This is a genomic window from Microcoleus sp. Pol8_D6, assembly GCF_036700965.1.
Classification (GTDB): Bacteria; Cyanobacteriota; Cyanobacteriia; order Cyanobacteriales; family Microcoleaceae; genus Microcoleus.
In genome coordinates, this window is the sequence record NZ_JAUBPW010000012.1 from 33,899 (window position 1) to 51,099 (window position 17,201).

Sequence of the window (17,201 nt, forward strand, 5' to 3'; positions counted from 1 at the left end):
CACTGCCAACTGACTAATAATTAATCTAGTTCAAATTCATTTTTCCAAGCATCATCTTGTTTCCAAGGAATTTGTTCGGACTTGGGAAGCAAGTAATTTTCCAAAACCAGATAGTCCATTTCGGTTCGCATGAAACAGCGGTAAGCATCCTCTGGAGTGCAAACAATGGGTTCGCCTCGAACGTTGAAAGAAGTATTTACCACAATAGAACAGCCCGATCGCTTTTCAAAATGGCTGATTAAGTCATAGTAGCGAGGATTCGTTTCTTTGTGAACAGTTTGAATGCGAGCCGAGTAATCGACGTGGGTGACAGCCGGAATCTCGGAACGGGGAATGTTGAGCTTTTCAATGCCAAACAACTGCTCTTGTTCGGGAGTCATCGGAATGCGGAGACTGGATTTGACAGGTGCTACTAATAGCATATAAGGACTAGAATGGTCAATCTCGAAATAATCCGCAACTCGTTCGGCTAAGATTGACGGAGCAAAAGGTCGAAAAGATTCCCGATATTTAATTTTCAGGTTCATCACAGACTGCATTTTAGCACTGCGGGGATCGCCAATGATCGATCGACCGCCCAGAGCCCGCGGCCCAAATTCCATCCGCCCCTGGAACCATCCCACCACATTTCCCTGTTCCAAAATCTCAGCCAACTGTGGCATTAATTCGGCATCATCCAGTCGGTGATAGCTGGCTTTGACAGCATCCAAATATTCGAGAATTTCTGCGTCAGTAAACCTCGGCCCCAAATAAGAGCCCCGCATTTGGTCGTGACAAGTTAAATGAGCAACCGACTTCGCCACAGTTGCCACCGCTGGGTTGACAGTGAGAATTTCATTCCTCTCCTCAACCGCTGCCACAGTTGCCACCGCTGGGTTTGCAGTGACAAGTTCAGTCCTCTCCTCAACCGCTGCATTTGCAGTGACAAGTTCAGTTTTGAGGGATTCTATACTATTTGGTATCGAGTTCGCGCTCACAGTGCGAGTTTGTTCGCAATACTGATACCAAATCGCCAAAGCCGCGCCCAAAGCACCGCCAGCATCTCCCGCCGCCGGCTGAATCCAAATATCTTTGAAAATACCTTCCCGCAAGAGTCTGCCGTTAGCAACACAGTTGAGAGCAACGCCGCCGGCCATACAAAGATAATCGACATCCAATTCTTTTTTAACTGTTCTGCAAAGCCGCAAAACAACTTCTTCGGTAACAACTTGAATGGAAGCTGCAATGTCCATTTCTCGCTGAGTCAATTTTCCTTCAGCTTGACGTGGTGGCCCTTCAAACAGTTCGTCAAACTTCTTGTTTGTCATGGTTAAGCCAACAGTATAGTTGAAATAATCCATGTTCAAACGGAAAGTTCCGTCATCTTTGAGGTCAATTAAATAGTTGAGAATTTTGTCTACATACTTGGGTTCGCCGTAAGGTGCTAAACCCATGAGTTTGTATTCGCCAGAGTTGACTTTGAAGCCGGTGTAATAAGTGAAAGCTGAATAAAGCAAACCCAAGGAGTGGGGAAAATCGATTTCCCACTGAGGTGTCAGTTGGTTGCCGTCTCCCAACCAAACCGAGGTTGTTGCCCACTCGCCCACGCCGTCGAGGCACAAAACGGCTGCTTTTTGAAACGGGCTGGGGAAAAATGCCGATGCTGCGTGGGATTGGTGGTGTTCGGTAAATAGCAGAGATGGCAGTTTATTCGTTTTGCAGTTTGCTATTGCTGCCAGATCTTTTTTGAGCATGGTTTTGAGGTAAAGCTTTTCTTTGAGCCATATCGGCATGGCTGCTAGGAAAGAGCGAAAACCTTGGGGTGCGTAGGCTAAATAGGTTTCGAGAAGGCGCTCGAATTTGACTAAAGGTTTGTCGTAAAAAACTATTCGATCGAGTTCCCGCAAATCTATTTTCCCTTCTTTTAAGCAATAAGCGATCGCATTCTTAGGGAATCTGGCGTCATGCTTTTTGCGAGAAAATCTTTCTTCCTGCGCTGCTGCTATAATTTCTCCGTCGCGAATTAAGGCTGCGGCGCTGTCGTGATAATACGCCGAGATTCCAAGTATGTTCATCGCTCTCCTCACAAATCGCAATGCGTTTGCTTTTGACTATTTAGAATAGCTAACGATTATAGCTGCATAAGTGCTGATTGGGAATTGAATTTTGTGATCGCCTCTAATTTTACCTGGATTGATGTCGGTGCACCGTCCTGGGGCGATCGGGTTTTGGAGAGCATCAAGCTAGCGTCGGCTTATCCTGCGCCCCCAAGCTCTGAAGTAAGTTACCACCGGGAATTGATAAAATTCACCTACCAACCACAGCACAATGCCTAAATGCGACAAAAAAGCTAAGCCTGTCCAAGCTAGGGGCAGCCACGACAACCGGCTGCCGGGAACCGGGGGAAAATAGTAAGCTGAAAGTCCCAGCAAGGTAGTGGGAAGGAAAATTAGACCCAGAGCCGCTGCCCAGTAGGGCCATCCGAATTCTACGCCTTCGAGGTGGGCTCCTATCCACTGTTTGCCGTTCCAGTGCCAAGTTACGGGCGGTTGGCGATCTGCCATTTGGAGCGATTGTCTTTCAACGCTTGCGGTATAAATGTGCTGGCAGAAGTTGCAAGCTAGGGCGTCCATCATCGGCATGGTATAAATTTGACCGGTGCGGCACACGGGACAGGGATATGTATCTTGAGGGTTGAAAGGTCGGGTTGATTTTTTGAAAAGCTGCATAGATCAGGCTGTTTGTCAAGATATTGAGCGATCTTAACAAAGTACAAAGATTATGGGTTGGCTGAGGGTGGTTTTTGTATCTAGATTGTTGGTGATTTAACAGGTTTTTTCACGCTTACGGGCCCCACGGGTTAATGCGGGTTGATATTAGACATCTCCAATCATTATTATTGTGGAACAGGCATCCTGCCTGTTCAAGACTAACAATTCTTGCGATGTCTATTGAATGATTCGGATTAATTGCGGTGATTGTTGCTGTACCGAATTCTGGCTCCTGCCCAGTGAAGTTTTTCCCTCAAAGTGTTGAAATAAGAATAATTTTCCCGCAAAATGATAAACTTGGCTTCGCAGTCTGCCCTCCGCACGTCTACGCGGTGTCCTGGCCAAATTGCAGTACCTAAAATGCCGTCAGTCCAGAGTTTGGTACTGAGTTCGTAATCTGCTAAAGGCCAAATGCTGACGACTGAACCGGGCGGCAGAACGATCGCCCGACTAGATAAACTCAAAGGGCAAATCGGAGTAACTGCGATCGCTTCCATTCCCGAGTGCATAATCGGCCCATTGGCAGATGCGGTGTAGCAAGTCGAACCGGTGGGAGTTGCCACAATTAAACCGTCGCCTTGATACTGATCGACTACTTCGCCGTCAACTTCCATTTCTAGAATACAGCTCGGCATTCGATCGGCTGAAGCAGGTTTGACACACATTTCATTTAGTGCCAAAAATCGATCGCTTTGGGGTTCGAGATTGCTTCTGTTTCCCTCAAAAACTGTTGCCTGCAACATCATCCGCTTCTGTACAGCATACCTATCTTCCGAAAGTCTGTCCCAAATCTCCTCAGTATTTTGGAAATCCTCAAAAGACTCGGTTAAAAAACCCAGATGTCCCCCCACATTCGCTGCCAAAATCGGGATGCCGTCAGCCGCCAAATTCCGCGCGGCAGCTAGGGCCGTACCGTCGCCCCCCAGCACTACCGCTAAATCAATTGGGCTGTTACTAGAAGCTAAAAACACCGGATACGGGTTATCTTTCGGGCCACTGGGCCCCATTAAAACCTGACACCCGCGACTTTCTAATTGGCGGGCACATTGTTCTGCCCACCGCTGGCTAAGGGTATCTCTGGCTTTGTGGGCGATAATTACTTGTTTTAGTTGCACAACCTATCGATTTTAGATTTTAGATTTTGGATTGTGAGATTTTAGAGTGAGTGAAAGATCTTAAAATGTTCGATTGTCGATCGGCAAATACGGCAATGAAATCAACCCTCTGCTCTATCGACACTGGTAACTCCCTCTAATCCTTTCTGATTGTAATTTAAATCGCACTCACTGCGGTTAAATTGATAAATATTCATCATTGGGACGATATTGGGATTGCTATCAAACAACTTGCTGACATTTTTATCTGAATAAACCACAGCCCTGCCGCTCGTGGGGTGGTAACCACTAATAACAAGGGAACCCGGATGGTGGCTGTGATGGTGGTGCTGGAAAAGTTGAGGCTACTAAAAAGGTAGTTTGTTGCAATTTCTTCATAATCATATACGCGGATCGTCGTATTGTTTCCAAAGTTTATTTTGAGAAGTATTGATATACAACTAGCAAAAATAAAGGAGGCGTTAATTATGCCTGATAGCATGACGCAAATTCTCAAAGCTGGTCCTCCAGGAAATAAACGCAACATCGCTGTCCTTGGAGACGGCTTCGCAGAAGCCGACCAGAACGTTTATAACCAAAAAGTCAAAGAGATTCTTCTAGATGGAGTGTTCGGTCATGACTATTTCTATGAAGATGCTCAAGCTTTCAACATTTACCGAGTCAACCTGATCTCTAACGATTCGGGGGTAAGCCAGCGAGTTTATGACGAAAAGGGAACTCCCGCCGACCCCAGCGATGACGTAATTGTCAGTACGACCCTGCGTAATACAGCACTCAGGTACATTTTCAACGGTTCTTGGGCGCACTGTTGGTTGGAAGAGGGTGCTAACACGGCAACCCTCGTTCAAAATGCCCTCAACACCTGGGTCCCCGATTACGACCTGGTTTTGATTATCCTCAATGAATCTGGCTTCGGTGGCTGCGCGTGGGGGAATAAACAACACGTTACTCTTGGCTCAAGTTGGACAGTGATGGCCCATGAATTTGGACATGGGATTGGCAATTTAGCAGACGAGTATTGCCAACCAGGCACTTATATTGGTGGAGAGCCAGGAGCTGTCAATATTACCGCCAATAGTAACCGAGCAACGCTCAAGTGGAGGCGATTTGTCAACCCTGCGACCCCAGTTCCCACGGGAGTCAATGCCTCGCCAGGCTCGGGAGCCTGCACTAACCATAATCAGGGAACGAAACCGTTAGGTTGGAGCAGTAGTCAGGATGTTGGTCTATTTGAAGGGGCACAATATCGCGACAAGGCTATTTATCGACCAGTGGAAAATTGTCGCATGCGCGGGAACTCGCCCCCATTTTGCCCGGTATGTTACACTGCGCTCAAAGAAAAACATCACCCGTATACGGGACGAACCTTTTTCAAGTGCTATGCGGGCGACTTTAACGGCGACGGTAAGGACGACCTGCTGGTTCATAACGACAACTCGATCCAAATCTACCGCTCCAATGGCTCTCAACTCGACATGGTTTTTAGTGTAGTCGAGAGAGTTCCAGGTTCCTGGCAATTTAAACCGAATGACCAATTCTATATCGGCGATTTTAATGGGGACGGTAAAGATGAAGTCGTAATTTACAATAGTACTGATTGGGTGATGGAATATCTTGGGTTGCTTGTCGATGATAGCAACAATGGTCTAGAGTTGGTTGCTCGTTACGATGACTCGATGCCCGGTTGGCAATTCCAAAAGAGCGATCGCTTTTATGTTGCTGACTTTGATGGCGATGGCAAGAAAGACCTGTTTGTCTTCAACGGTGTGGAGTGGTCTACCCCCTATCTGGGAATGTTGAGGTCTACAGGGTCAGGATTTTCCCTGGTGAAACGCTACGACGGTAGCCTCCCCAGTTGGCAGATGGGCAAGAACGATCGGCATTACGTGGGTGACTTCGACGCAGATGGAAAAGAAGACTTGTGGGTGTTCAATGGCTCAGACTGGTCCATACCGTATTTAGGCATTCTGCGTTCACAGAGTACCTTCCTATCCATGGTGAAGCGTTATGACAATACTCTACCGGGCTGGCAAATGAAACCCAATGACCAGCACTATGTGGGTGACTTCAACGGAGATGGGAAAGCGGATCTGTATATCTTCAATGGGCAGGACTGGTCGATGGCATACCTGGGGATGCTCAGCTCGAATGGTGCTTTCCTGAACATGGTGAAGCGTTATGATGACAGCGTTCCTGGTTGGCAGATGCGTAAAAATGACTCTCACTACCTTGCCGATATCAATGGTGATGGCAAAGTCGATCTCTTTGTATACAACTGCAAAGACTGGTCGCGGGAATACCTTGGAACAATGATTTCCAATGGTTCTGCTCTAAGCTCTAATTGGGTTGACGATTGGGTGGGTGAATGGAATTTAGGAGCAGTTGACAAGTTTATTCCTTGTAATTACGAGGGAGTTGCTGGCAAGCGCGATCTATTTGTTCATAACCAAAACTGGTTTGGCATGATCCGAGCAAATCCTATCCTCTCACTCCAGAAAATTTACTACCGCTGGATTCACAACTATCACTACGGTCGCAATTGGTAATAAGAAGGAGCCTAACCATGATTGATAAATTGACATCCAAATCTAGGAGGGAAGAGGAACTGCCTTCCTCCAGAGAGAACGTTCAACTTCCTCAGATGAGTGAGGTAGCCCAAATTCAACCGGGAGTCATGCCCAGCCAGCCAGGATCTGGTAGCGAAGGTCTGAGCTTCATGTCAGCCATATCAGAAGAAGAGGGTATGGGATTGATGGCTCCAGTATCGTTGGAAACCCAGGCTAGACCAGACCAAGTAGAGCAATCAGACAAGCTCATGCAGCAGCAGTTGGCTCAAGAGAAATATATTCGTTTGCGTTTGCACATTGAGAACGGAGAACTTTCTCTCATTGGTGTACGTGCAGTGGAAGGTTCCCTGACTATGGAGAAGCGCTTACAAGGTGAGGTACTCTATGAAGTCAACTCTGGTCAGACGCTAATAGCGGTTGGCTCGCTCCCCACACTGGGTGAAGTGCGAGGACTACCATATCCTGATGGTCTTCCAGAACAGCAGATGCATCATATCACTGAGCTATCGAGCGATGAATTTACGGTTCGGATTCCGCAGCAGGATATCTCCTTGGCATCTCTACCGGATCTGCAAATCACCGTCTATCGAGCCAAAGGCGGTGCTCCAGGTCAAGAACTCACTGCTGAACCACTCAGCATGCAGTTTGGTGAGCAACTGCGTAAGGTCGCTCAACTCCAGGGCATTCACTTGGAGACATTGCCAAAAACTCTACAAGGGGAACTACAACAGGCACTCCAATAAACTGTTTCTGACGGAAATTTCTTTCCTCAATAGAACCCTAGATCTGCGTTACCAGGCTCTGCCTGGTAACGAGAAAAATTCCCCATTCTTTAATCGAAAATTGTATTACCCTTCCATACCTCGGGATTTCGGGCGGGGCCATGTAATGCTGGAGTCGGCCGCGAGTAGGCTAGAAACTGCGCTCGCCCCAAAGCGGTTGAGGTGGCTGGGGTCAACAAAATAGTCATTGCGGCCCGGCCACCGCTGCGAAAAGTCCCGGAAAGCGAAGCCTTTTTGCCGCGAGAGTTGCTGCATTCGTTGCCGGAACTGCTGTTCTGCCCCCAGGCGAGTTCCGTCTAAGTAGTCGTTGGTGAGGGGTAAATTGACGAAAATTAGGGGAATTTTGCGAGCTTTGGTAAATGCTACAACTGAGTTAAAGGCTGCTGCTTGTTTGCCTCCGAGGTTGAAGTTTTTGTAGTCGCCATCGTACTGACCTGAAACGTAAGCGCGTTCTCGATAATAAGTGTTGGGATTGTACTTGCCCGACATCGCCATGAATCCGTTGGAGTCGATCGATTCTGCCAATTGGTTGAGTTGTCTGATGGCTACTGTTGTGCGTCGCGAGACTGGAATCAATTGTGCTTTTTGGGTTGCTGCATTCGCTGCGATCGGTTTTAACTCATATCTTGCAGCATTTGAGGCAACGGGCAAGATGCCCGTTCCACTCGACAGGGATTTGATTGTGGGGAATAGGGGTTGGGCATCTTGCCCGCCCCTGAAAGGTTGATCTACAGAGGTAAATGCTTTGCGGAAATTGTTGTTAGCGCAGGGCTGCGGGAATCTGTAACACAGCGGAATTACGTTGGGTTCATCGGACAGCAGTTCGGGGCGAATGCCTGCTGCTAAAAGTTGGCTGCCTTCAGAATCGACGATCGAATTAAAAGTGCGATCGTCCCGGCCGCTGTTAAATGCCCGCACACCATCGGCCCAGACAATCATTTGAGGCAAATGACCGGGCTTCAAAAGCCGCCGTAGTTGAAAGTCAACTACTTGTGCAGTTGCGCCATTGACTGAAAAGTTAAATACTTTTAAGCCCGGACGGCCCCTTTGGGCCAAAGATTGTTTTAGCTGTCTGGGATCGACGCCCTGCAATGCGCGGGAACTGCCGACAATCAAAACATCTGGTGGGCCTACCGCAGCAACGTAAGATAGGTAAAGTTGTAGTTGTTCGTTTAGCAAATCGCTGCTGAAGCTGACTGTACTGGCTTGCGATCTGGTTGCGCTCGCTTGCTGCTGGGAATAAACCAGGTTTCTCATGTACTCGATTACTTTTTTCTCCGCAAACGCCCGTCTGGGACTGCCGGGGGGAACCGCTTGCATCCAAGCGACGGCCTGCACCCACAGGGCGGCTACTTCGTCCCAGTCTTGTTTTGAAGTGGCTGATTGAGCCAAATTAGAAGCTTGGGTGGCAAAGTTAATTGACTCCGTGAAGGCATCGTTTTGCGGGCAAGAGGGAAGGCTGAGGGATTTTCTGGTTTTGTTGCGGTTTTGAGCTAACAGAGACGTTGGGGACTGCGCTAGGACGGCGGATTTGTCGATCGAACCCGATGGCGCTGCGGTGTTGGGCGGCTTCGTTGACGAACATCCCAAAGTTACGGCTAATACAGCGGCTGCGGCGCAGGTACGTTTGAGGATGCTGGTGCTGATGCTAGCAATGTAGCGGCGAATCATAAAGCTTTCAGCGATCGCGAAACATTACTAGATATTACCGCAAACTGCCCATTCGTCTGCCACCGCGATCGTGACTTTTGAGTATTTATGTATGGGATTCGATGACTGCTTCGGCTTGCAGGGCGATCGACCTCAATTTATCCAATGTATCCTGGTTCGCACTCTGCCACAACCCCCGCTGACGAGCTTCTAGCAATCTTTCCGCCATATCTCGCAGTGCCCAAGGATTGTTTTCTTGAATAAATGTCTGCACTTTCTCATCAAAAATGTAAGCCTCTGCGATTCCTTCATACATAAAATCCTCTACACAATTTGCCGTAGCATCGTAAGCAAACAAAAAATCTACAGTTGCTGCTATTTCAAAAGCGCCTTTATAACCGTGTCGCATTGCACCTTCTATCCATTTGGGATTCACAGCCCTACTGCGATAAACGCGCGCAATTTCCTCCCGCAGTTGCCGCACTTTCGGATTTTCGGGAATCGAGTTATCTCCGAAATAGGTTTCAGGATTTTTGCCTTGCAAATTGCGAATTGCGGCCGTCATTCCCCCTTGGAATTGATAATAATCGTCGGAGTCGAGGATGTCGTGTTCGCGGTTGTCTTGGTTTTGCAGAACTATTTGCATTTGGCCGAGGCGTTTTTCAAATGCTTCTGGTGCAGAACATCCCCATTCACTCTGTTTAACTCCTGCTACATCTCCCGGCAAATTTGAGGAACTAGAGGAGGTATAGGCGTAACTGCTCCAATTAATGTAAGCTTTTGCTAAATCGCTGTCGTCTGTCCAGTTTTGAGCTTCAATTATGCCTTGAAGTCCTGCGCCGTAAGCACCTGGTTTTGAGCCAAAAACTCGAAATTGCGATCGCCCTTGCGCCTCTTCCTGACTCAAACCTGTAGATTCCCAATACTGAATCTCTGCTTGAACTTGTGCTGCTAAAGGATTATTTTCTGGCGATTCGTCTAAATCTGCCACAGCTTTTACCGCACTGTCAAACAAATCAATTAAATTAAAAAAAGCATCGCGGAAAAAGCCAGAAATTCGCAAAGTAACATCAACGCGCGGCCGCCCCAAAACAGAAACTGGCAAGATTTCAAAATCTACAACCCGCCGCGAAGGCCCATCCCAAACTGGTTGAACTCCTATCAGCGCCAAGGCTTCGGCGATGTCGTCTCCCCCCGTCCGCATGGTGGATGTTCCCCACACTGACAAACCCAAAGTTTTGGGATATTCGCCGTTTTCTTGGGTGTATCTTTCGATTAAAGTTTCAGCAGCAACTCTGCCAACTCTCCAAGCAGTTTCTGTGGGAATGGCGCGGATATCTACTGAGTAAAAATTGCGACCTGTGGGTAATACATCTGGCCTGCCGCGAGTGGGCGCGCCGGATGCGCCGCTTGGTATGTGCCGTCCATCTAAGCCGCGCAAAAGGTTGGTAATTTCTTGGTCTGTTTGGAGGAGTGAAGGTAAAAGATAGTTACTTATCCAGTCTAATTCTTGTTGGGTTGCTTCTCCTAGTTGGATATTTTTAACCGCAGATGAACGCGGATGAACGCGGATGTTTTCGATTAAATTATCTACTAATTCAGTGGCTTTTTGTTCGAGTTCTGCTGTTAAATCGCCTGCTGTGCGGTGCTGAATTATCGAGATTGGATCGCAGGTTAAGGGGTCGAAATCGTAGCCTGAGTCTTCTGCTAGGGCGCGGGTTAAGCCCGATCGCCCGTTGGTGGGATGGCGGGCGATCGCAATTATCAAATCTCTCAACTGTCTACCTTCGGGACACTGCCCAAAAATGTGCAATCCGTCGCGAATTTGGGATTCTTTGAGTTCGCAAAGATAGCCGTCTGTGCGGGTGATAAATTCTGTAAACTCCGATTTATTTAGTTGTATTCCTAAGTCTTTATCTAAGTTTTCTTTGTTGGTGAGGGCGAGAATGCGATCGCGAATCATGGGCAATCTGGACGGATCTAAACTTTGGGCTTCGCAATACTCGTCGATTAAGGTTTCCAACTGCTGCAAAGGCCCGTAGAGTTCGGCGCGAGTCATCGGCGGTGTCAGGTGGTCGATTATCACAGCTTGCGATCGTCTTTTTGCTTGGGAACCTTCCCCCGGATCGTTGACAATAAAGGGATAAAAATTGGGCAACGCGCCTAATGCCACTTCTGGATAACATTTGTTAGACAATGCTATACTTTTACCGGGAAGCCATTCTAAATTGCCGTGTTTGCCGGCATGAATTATAGCGTCAATTCCAAATTTTTCTCGCAGCCAATAATAGTAAGCTAGATAATTGTGAGTTGGTTCTAAATCCGGTGCGTGATAATTTAACGCGGGGTCAAGTTCATATCCCCGCGATGGTTGAATTCCTACAAATACATTACCGAACTGAATACCCGGAATCGGAAAAGATGTATTGTTACTTATAAAGTCTTGTGCATAGCTTCCCGGAATCCCCCATCTTTTACAAATCCCATCTTGCACTTCCTGCGGCAAAGTAGCAAAATATTCTTCATATTCTGCCAAATCCAATGATTGATGAACAGGGCGCAATTCGCGTCCTTCCGGGTCATTTGTCACCCCAGAAGTTAACAGTTCAATTAACTCGTTGCCGCTAGCGGGGATGTTTTCAATTTGATACCCAGCTTGCTGCATAGCTTTGAGGATTTCGACACAGCTAGCGGGCGTATCTAAGCCGACGCCGTTGGCTAAGCGGGCGTTGCGAGTGGGGTAATTTGCGAGAATTATGGCAATGCGTCTGTTAGTAGCTGGGGTTTGTTTCATCTTTACCCAATTAGCGGTTAAATCTGCTACAAATGAAATGCGATCGCCCGCTGCTAAATAGCCTACTACATCTGTTTCTAATTCGCTGTTCCAAGTCTGTACCGCTTTAAAAGAAACAGCCCTAGTAATGATTTTTCCGTCTACTTCCGGCAATGCTACATTCATCGCCACATCGCGGGGAGAAAGTCCTTGTAATTCAGTTGCCCACTGTCCCAAACCGCCGCCGCTGAAGATTGCTTGCAATACAGGAACATCTAAGGATTTTAAACTATTTTGTTCCGGTTCTTGGCTGCTAAAACCGGAGACTGCAAAACTTGTAGTGTTGAGCAATAATTGAATTGGTTCTGATTCTTTGGGTTGGAAATATTCCAGCAATTCTATTTGCAAATCTGGTTCCCGCAGAGAAGACACAAAGACGGGAACTGGTACTAAGTTTCGCTCTGTTAGAGCTTGACAAAGTGCATCAATTGGTGCTAAGTTTCCTGATAAATAATGAGCGCGATAAAATAAAATTCCGACCGTAGGGGCGGTGCCCCCCTGCCCGGCCTCGCCGTGCCCTTTAGGGAGTGTTTCCAAACCCGGAGATCCCCCCCAGCCCCCCTTAATAAGGGGGGAGGAATAAGTTTTCAAAGTCCCGCTTGTTAAGGGGGATTTAGGGGGATATGAATCTGGTTGTAAAGTTGCAAAACACGCCCCCGCTTCTCCGCCCCATTCGTAAATTCCGACGCGGGAAACTGTTTGAGGTAGGGGCGGATTATAAGCAGTTTTTAGGCAAGTATCGGCGGCAAATTTTAGTGCATTAACAAAGTTTTGGACTCCGCCTTCTGTGAAATAGCGCCACAGTTTATTGACTGCTGACAGCGATACATTGGAATGGCTGATTAAATCTGGATCGGGACTGTCTTCTCCCGGCATTACAATGAGTGAGGCGTTAGTTTTCTGCACAGTTTCCCGCAGAATTTCTAACCCGTAAGACCAATAAGAACGCCCTCCTAAAAGTCTTAATATTATGACCTCTGCGCGTTCTAAAACTTCTTCGGCATAAGTATCAATTGTTAGCTGTTGCTGCAACTGAAGCAGGTTTACTGCGCGCAGTTTGGGGAATTCGGCAGGCATTTTGGAGGCGGCAGCCGCTAGTGTTTGAATGTCGGTGTCAGCAGCACTAATAAATACTATTGGTGCTGGGGTTTGCTGAATAAAAATTACTCCTTCTGCTTGAGGGTTCCAACCTCCCGGTGTGGCGGCTATTTTGTGCATTAATTTTTCCTCTATATATAATAAGTCGAAATTAAACGAAGTCTCAGAGGCACAGCCTCTCGCTTAATTATGCCACGAAAAAAGCGTTCGCAGCCTCGGAATGTAAGTCGTAGGATTTTGGAGAGGACTTGTATTCCGAGGCCGCGAACCAAATTACATAAAATATGAAAATTTTATAATGTTATAAATAAAACTCCTCCCATCATGATAGCAGCCCCTAAAAATCTTTCCTGAATATCTTTTTCCTTGAAAATGAAATGGCCGAACAGTACACCCATTAATACGCTGGTACGCTTCAGTGCTATTACTTGCACGACTAAAGTCATTGTCAAAGCTTGCATCTGAAAAATGACTCCTAAAGCATTGAAAAACCCCGTTGCCATTAGCATCGGTAAGTACTGGATAATTTGGCGCTTGGGGTTAGAGGTTTTGTGCAGTAAAACTGGCAGCAATAGGACACTCATAGTTGTCAATAAAGCGAACACCCAAAAAATCGCGGAAGAGTTTTGCACGCCGATTTTGTCAAAATTTGTGGTAATACTCCAGAGAAAAGCTACGAGTAACATCAATTTTGACCCTGGTTGGTACAGAAGTGCTTTGAAGGGGGCTAAGTAGCCTTGAGATTTTTCTTTGATGTTTAATAGATAAGAGCCCATGACTATGAGAAAAACTCCAATACCATCAAAAAAGTTGGGATATTCGCCGACAATTAACGGTGAAGTCAGCAGCATGAATAAGGGCGTCAAAGCTACCAGTGGCACGGTGAGGGATAAATCCGACAGTTTGATGGCTTTAATGTAGAGGAGAGCAATGACTGCGTTCATGCTGCCTCCGATTAACAAAGCTATCCAAAATTGTTGGTTTAATGGAGGTATTTCTATGATCAATAGCAACGGAGTTAAAAAGACTGCTGTAAAAAATGTTAGCGACCAAGTTACGACATATTCGTCGTTTGCTTTCAGGTTGTGTTTGCTAACAACATCTTTTACTGCTTCAAAAAAAGCGCTCAAACTTGCCAAAATTAACCACATCATCCTAAATATGCGCTCCTGACTCGCTCGTCGTTTAGCAAATCCGCTCCAATACCTGTGAGAGTAATATTACCAGCTTCTAGCACGTAACCCCGATCGGCAATTTGCAGTGCTAAACTGGCGTTTTGTTCGACTAAGAGGATTGTAACGCCTGTGGAGCGGAGGTTTTGAATAATTGCAAAAATTTCTTTGACGATCGTAGGTGCTAAACCTAAACTAGGCTCGTCTAATAATAGCAGCTTCGGGCGGCTCATCAGAGCACGGGCGATCGCCAACATTTGCTGTTCCCCGCCGCTGAGGGTTCCTGCTAGCTGGCGGCGCCTTTCTGCTAAGCGCGGAAATATCTCAAATTGGCGCTCTAAATCGGCTTTTACTGCTGCCGAGTCCGATCGAATATAGGCCCCTAATTCTAAGTTAGTTAACACCGTTTGCTGCGCCAAAACCCGCCGCCCTTCTGGGCTGTGGGCGATTCCCAATTTCACAACTTCGTGAGCTTGGCGGCGGCTAATATCGCGCCCGTTATAAATAATTTGTCCGTGTCGCAAATTAACTATTTTAGAAATAGCTCTCAATGTGGTACTTTTGCCCGCACCATTAGCGCCGATGAGACTGACAACCTCGCCTGCATTAATCGTGAGATTAATATTTTGAATGGCTTGAATTCCGCCATAATTTACAGAAAGATTCTTGAGTTCTAAGAGAATATTTTGGGTGGTTTTGGGTGGGCTAGGTTGCATTTTGTGGGACTTGATTGTTGATAACAAAACTGTCTGTTTTCCAGCAGTCCGCCAGGGACTTCAGTCCCTGGCTCATAGCTGAAGTCCTCGCTATGAGGACTGGAAGATTCATTTATGACTAACTATTAATTTTCCTCGTTCCCCGCCAGAGCCGGGAAACATTTACAATGTCTAGGTTTCATCTCCCAAATAAGCCTCAATAACCGCCGGGTCATTCCTCACAACAGCAGGTTCTCCCAAAGCAATAAGCTGACCGAAATGCAACACGGCAATTCGATCGCACAACCCCATAACTAGCGGTACATGATGCTCGATCAATATTACAGTTAAATTGAATTGCTGGCGTACTTCTCGGATAAATTCGCTTAATTTGTGCTTTTCATTGGGATTCATGCCCGCTGCCGGTTCATCTAACAAGAGTATTTGCGGTTCTAAGGCTAAAGCGCGGGCAATTTCTAAGCGCCTCTGGTCGCCGTAGGCCAAGTTTTTGGCTTGTTCGCCCGCGCGATCGCCCAATCCGACTAAATCCAACAATTCTAAGGCTTTTCGCTGGGTTTTGCGTTCCATTGCGTTAGATGCTGGCAAGCCGAAAATCCCCGCCAGCACCGATAAAACTGGATTGCCCGATCGACTGTGGATGTGTCGGGCGATCGCCACATTTTCCAAAGCAGAAAGTTCCCCAAACAACCGGATATTTTGAAAAGTTCTGGCAATACCTTTATTAGCAATTTGATAAGGCTTCAATTGGGAAATATTTTCATTTTGATAAATCAGGTTGCCGCTAGAAGCAGGTATCAGTCCAGTCATGAGATTAAATAGAGTTGTTTTGCCCGCGCCGTTAGGGCCGATTAATCCAAAAATTTCGTGTTTTTCAACTGTAAAAGATACGTTGTTTACAGCAATTAAACCACCAAAACGACGAGTTAATCCTTTGGCTGCTAAAACCGGATTGCTTGTTGAGAGGGTAAGGGGTTCGGAAATCATAAACACATCATAGAACGAATATAAGATATCTAATTATGCCTTAGACTGCCGAATGTTCTTAAAGTGCAGCTTTTTAAGCAGTATTGAGGGCGATCGATTTCACCACAGACAAGCACAAATTTAGATCGCCCGGAGTCCTGAAACAGTTTGATGAGAATGTATACACAATTATTCAAATGGCTGAGACAGTTCATCAAACACAAGGATTCTAGCCCATGACGAAGCACTACCGACAAAGATTAGCTGCCGTAATAGCCCTCTCGTTTCTATCTTTCACATCGCCTTTGCTGTTGACTCGCAATGCTGCTGCTGGAATTGGGGACGAACCCACAGCTAATCCCAAACAGATTGCCTTCCTCACCGAGAAGTTAAATATTAACGATGAAACGGCACTTGATGCAGCTATTAAGCTGTTACGAAAAATAGGTGAACCAGCCATCCCTGATTGGATGGAAGCTTTGCAGGATCAGAATTTGTCAGTCGGCCAAAGTGCTGCTGAGGTTCTAAGACAAATTGGTCTTCCTGCTATTCCTGCCTTTGTCAAAACCTTGAAAGACTCAGATGTGTCGGTTGGTGCAGAAACTAAAATTGCACTGCCGCAGCTAATTCTGTTGCTGAAAGACTCCGATGCAACTGTGCGTAGCCGTGCTGACTATGCTTTGGGAAGGATGGGTGCAGAAGCTAAAACTGCACTGCCGCAGCTAATTCTGTTGCTGAAAGACTCCGATGCAAATGTGCGTAGCCGTGCAGACTATGCTTTGGCTAGGATGCGTGCAGAAGTTAAAACTGCACTGCCGCAGCTAATTTCCCTGCTTCAAGACTCAGATGCAACTGTGCGTAGTAGTGCAGCCAATGCTTTGGGAAGTTTCGGTGCAGAAGCTAAAACTGCACTGCCGCAGCTAATTGTCTTGCTGAAAGACTCCAATCCAAATGTGCGTAGTAGTACAGCCTCTGCTTTGAATAAAATCCGTGCAAAAGCTTAAACTGCACTGCCGCAGCTAATTGTCTTGCTGAAAGACTCCAATCCAATTGTGCGTAGGTAGTGCAGCCTCTGCTTTGGGGACGATTGGTGCAGAAGCTAAAACTGCACTGCCGCAGCTAGTTCCGCTGCTGAAAGACTCCGATGCCAATCTGCGTAGCCCTGCGGCCCCTGTCTTGCTAAGTATTGCTCTTCACCTTCAAAAAAAAGCAAAGACGCTAACTTCACCGGAGTTAAATCAGGCTGTATCAAACCTAGAATCAGCCTTAAAAATTTTGGATGAACCTAAAGCTAATTTGTCACAACCAAGGAGCGTAAATCTCCGTGTATACATCAATGCTCTCAAAGCTGAACAAAGCAATTGTCCCTTCATCAAATCACTTCCCAAAAGTCCATACATCTGGGAAATTTACTTGTTTTTCCTATTCCGAACCTTTGGCATCCGCCCCCTGTGGCTGCTCAAAATCTACGAAACCTTAAAACCGAAATAGCCGGAGGCAGAAACATCACCCTTTTGCTAGCAAAACTCTATATCAACCCACTCATTGCCAAGAG

General features: G+C 46.7%; 12 protein-coding genes. 4 read left to right on the forward strand and 8 right to left on the reverse strand.

Annotated features, from left to right (window positions below; all coding sequences use genetic code 11):
• Positions 1 to 20: 20 nt before the first annotated feature.
• The 3 genes from QUA10_RS07330 to QUA10_RS07340 all read right to left on the reverse strand — a co-directional run bounded on the left by QUA10_RS07330 (position 21) and on the right by QUA10_RS07340 (position 3,865).
• On the reverse strand, positions 21 to 2,054 hold the full coding sequence (locus tag QUA10_RS07330; protein WP_333082015.1) for a carbamoyltransferase: 2,034 nt from the start codon (positions 2,052 to 2,054) through the stop codon (positions 21 to 23).
• Between the two features lie 168 nt (positions 2,055 to 2,222).
• Positions 2,223 to 2,708, reverse strand: a complete 486-nt coding sequence (locus QUA10_RS07335) for a hypothetical protein (RefSeq protein WP_333082017.1) — start codon at positions 2,706 to 2,708, stop codon at positions 2,223 to 2,225.
• A 236-nt stretch (positions 2,709 to 2,944) separates the two neighbouring features.
• Positions 2,945 to 3,865 (reverse strand): NAD(+) kinase, encoded by a 921-nt coding sequence (locus QUA10_RS07340; protein ID WP_333082018.1) that lies wholly within the window; start codon positions 3,863 to 3,865, stop codon positions 2,945 to 2,947.
• A 467-nt stretch (positions 3,866 to 4,332) separates the two neighbouring features.
• Here QUA10_RS07340 and QUA10_RS07345 point away from each other — a divergent pair, with 467 nt between their 5' ends.
• Positions 4,333 to 6,411, forward strand: a complete 2,079-nt coding sequence (locus QUA10_RS07345) for a M64 family metallopeptidase (RefSeq protein ID WP_333086213.1) — start codon at positions 4,333 to 4,335, stop codon at positions 6,409 to 6,411.
• A 29-nt stretch (positions 6,412 to 6,440) separates the two neighbouring features.
• Complete coding sequence (locus QUA10_RS07350) at positions 6,441 to 7,175, forward strand: hypothetical protein (RefSeq protein WP_333082020.1); 735 nt, start codon at positions 6,441 to 6,443, stop codon at positions 7,173 to 7,175.
• A 105-nt stretch (positions 7,176 to 7,280) separates the two neighbouring features.
• Here QUA10_RS07350 and QUA10_RS07355 read toward each other — a convergent pair whose 3' ends face one another.
• The 5 genes from QUA10_RS07355 to QUA10_RS07375 form a co-directional block, all read right to left on the reverse strand.
• Complete coding sequence (locus tag QUA10_RS07355; protein WP_333082021.1) at positions 7,281 to 8,885, reverse strand: hypothetical protein; 1,605 nt, start codon at positions 8,883 to 8,885, stop codon at positions 7,281 to 7,283.
• Positions 8,886 to 8,970: 85 nt separating this feature from the next.
• A complete protein-coding gene (gene cobN, locus QUA10_RS07360; RefSeq protein WP_333082022.1) occupies positions 8,971 to 12,915 on the reverse strand; it encodes a cobaltochelatase subunit CobN in 3,945 nt (1,314 codons plus the stop codon).
• A 173-nt stretch (positions 12,916 to 13,088) separates the two neighbouring features.
• Complete coding sequence (locus QUA10_RS07365) at positions 13,089 to 13,949, reverse strand: DMT family transporter (protein WP_333082023.1); 861 nt, start codon at positions 13,947 to 13,949, stop codon at positions 13,089 to 13,091.
• Positions 13,946 to 14,683, reverse strand: coding sequence for an ABC transporter ATP-binding protein (locus QUA10_RS07370; protein ID WP_333082024.1), 738 nt, complete (start codon positions 14,681 to 14,683; stop codon positions 13,946 to 13,948). The genes QUA10_RS07365 and QUA10_RS07370 overlap by 4 nt, the downstream gene beginning before the upstream one ends.
• 171 nt (positions 14,684 to 14,854) lie before the next feature.
• Positions 14,855 to 15,667: an ABC transporter ATP-binding protein gene (locus QUA10_RS07375; RefSeq protein WP_333082025.1), complete on the reverse strand. Its 813-nt coding sequence runs from the start codon at positions 15,665 to 15,667 to the stop codon at positions 14,855 to 14,857.
• A 215-nt stretch (positions 15,668 to 15,882) separates the two neighbouring features.
• Here QUA10_RS07375 and QUA10_RS07380 point away from each other — a divergent pair, with 215 nt between their 5' ends.
• Both QUA10_RS07380 and QUA10_RS07385 read left to right on the forward strand, forming a co-directional pair.
• On the forward strand, positions 15,883 to 16,650 hold the full coding sequence (locus QUA10_RS07380) for a HEAT repeat domain-containing protein (protein ID WP_333082026.1): 768 nt from the start codon (positions 15,883 to 15,885) through the stop codon (positions 16,648 to 16,650).
• A gap of 46 nt (positions 16,651 to 16,696) precedes the next feature.
• A complete protein-coding gene (locus tag QUA10_RS07385; RefSeq protein WP_333082027.1) occupies positions 16,697 to 17,137 on the forward strand; it encodes a hypothetical protein in 441 nt (146 codons plus the stop codon).
• Positions 17,138 to 17,201 lie beyond the last annotated feature (64 nt).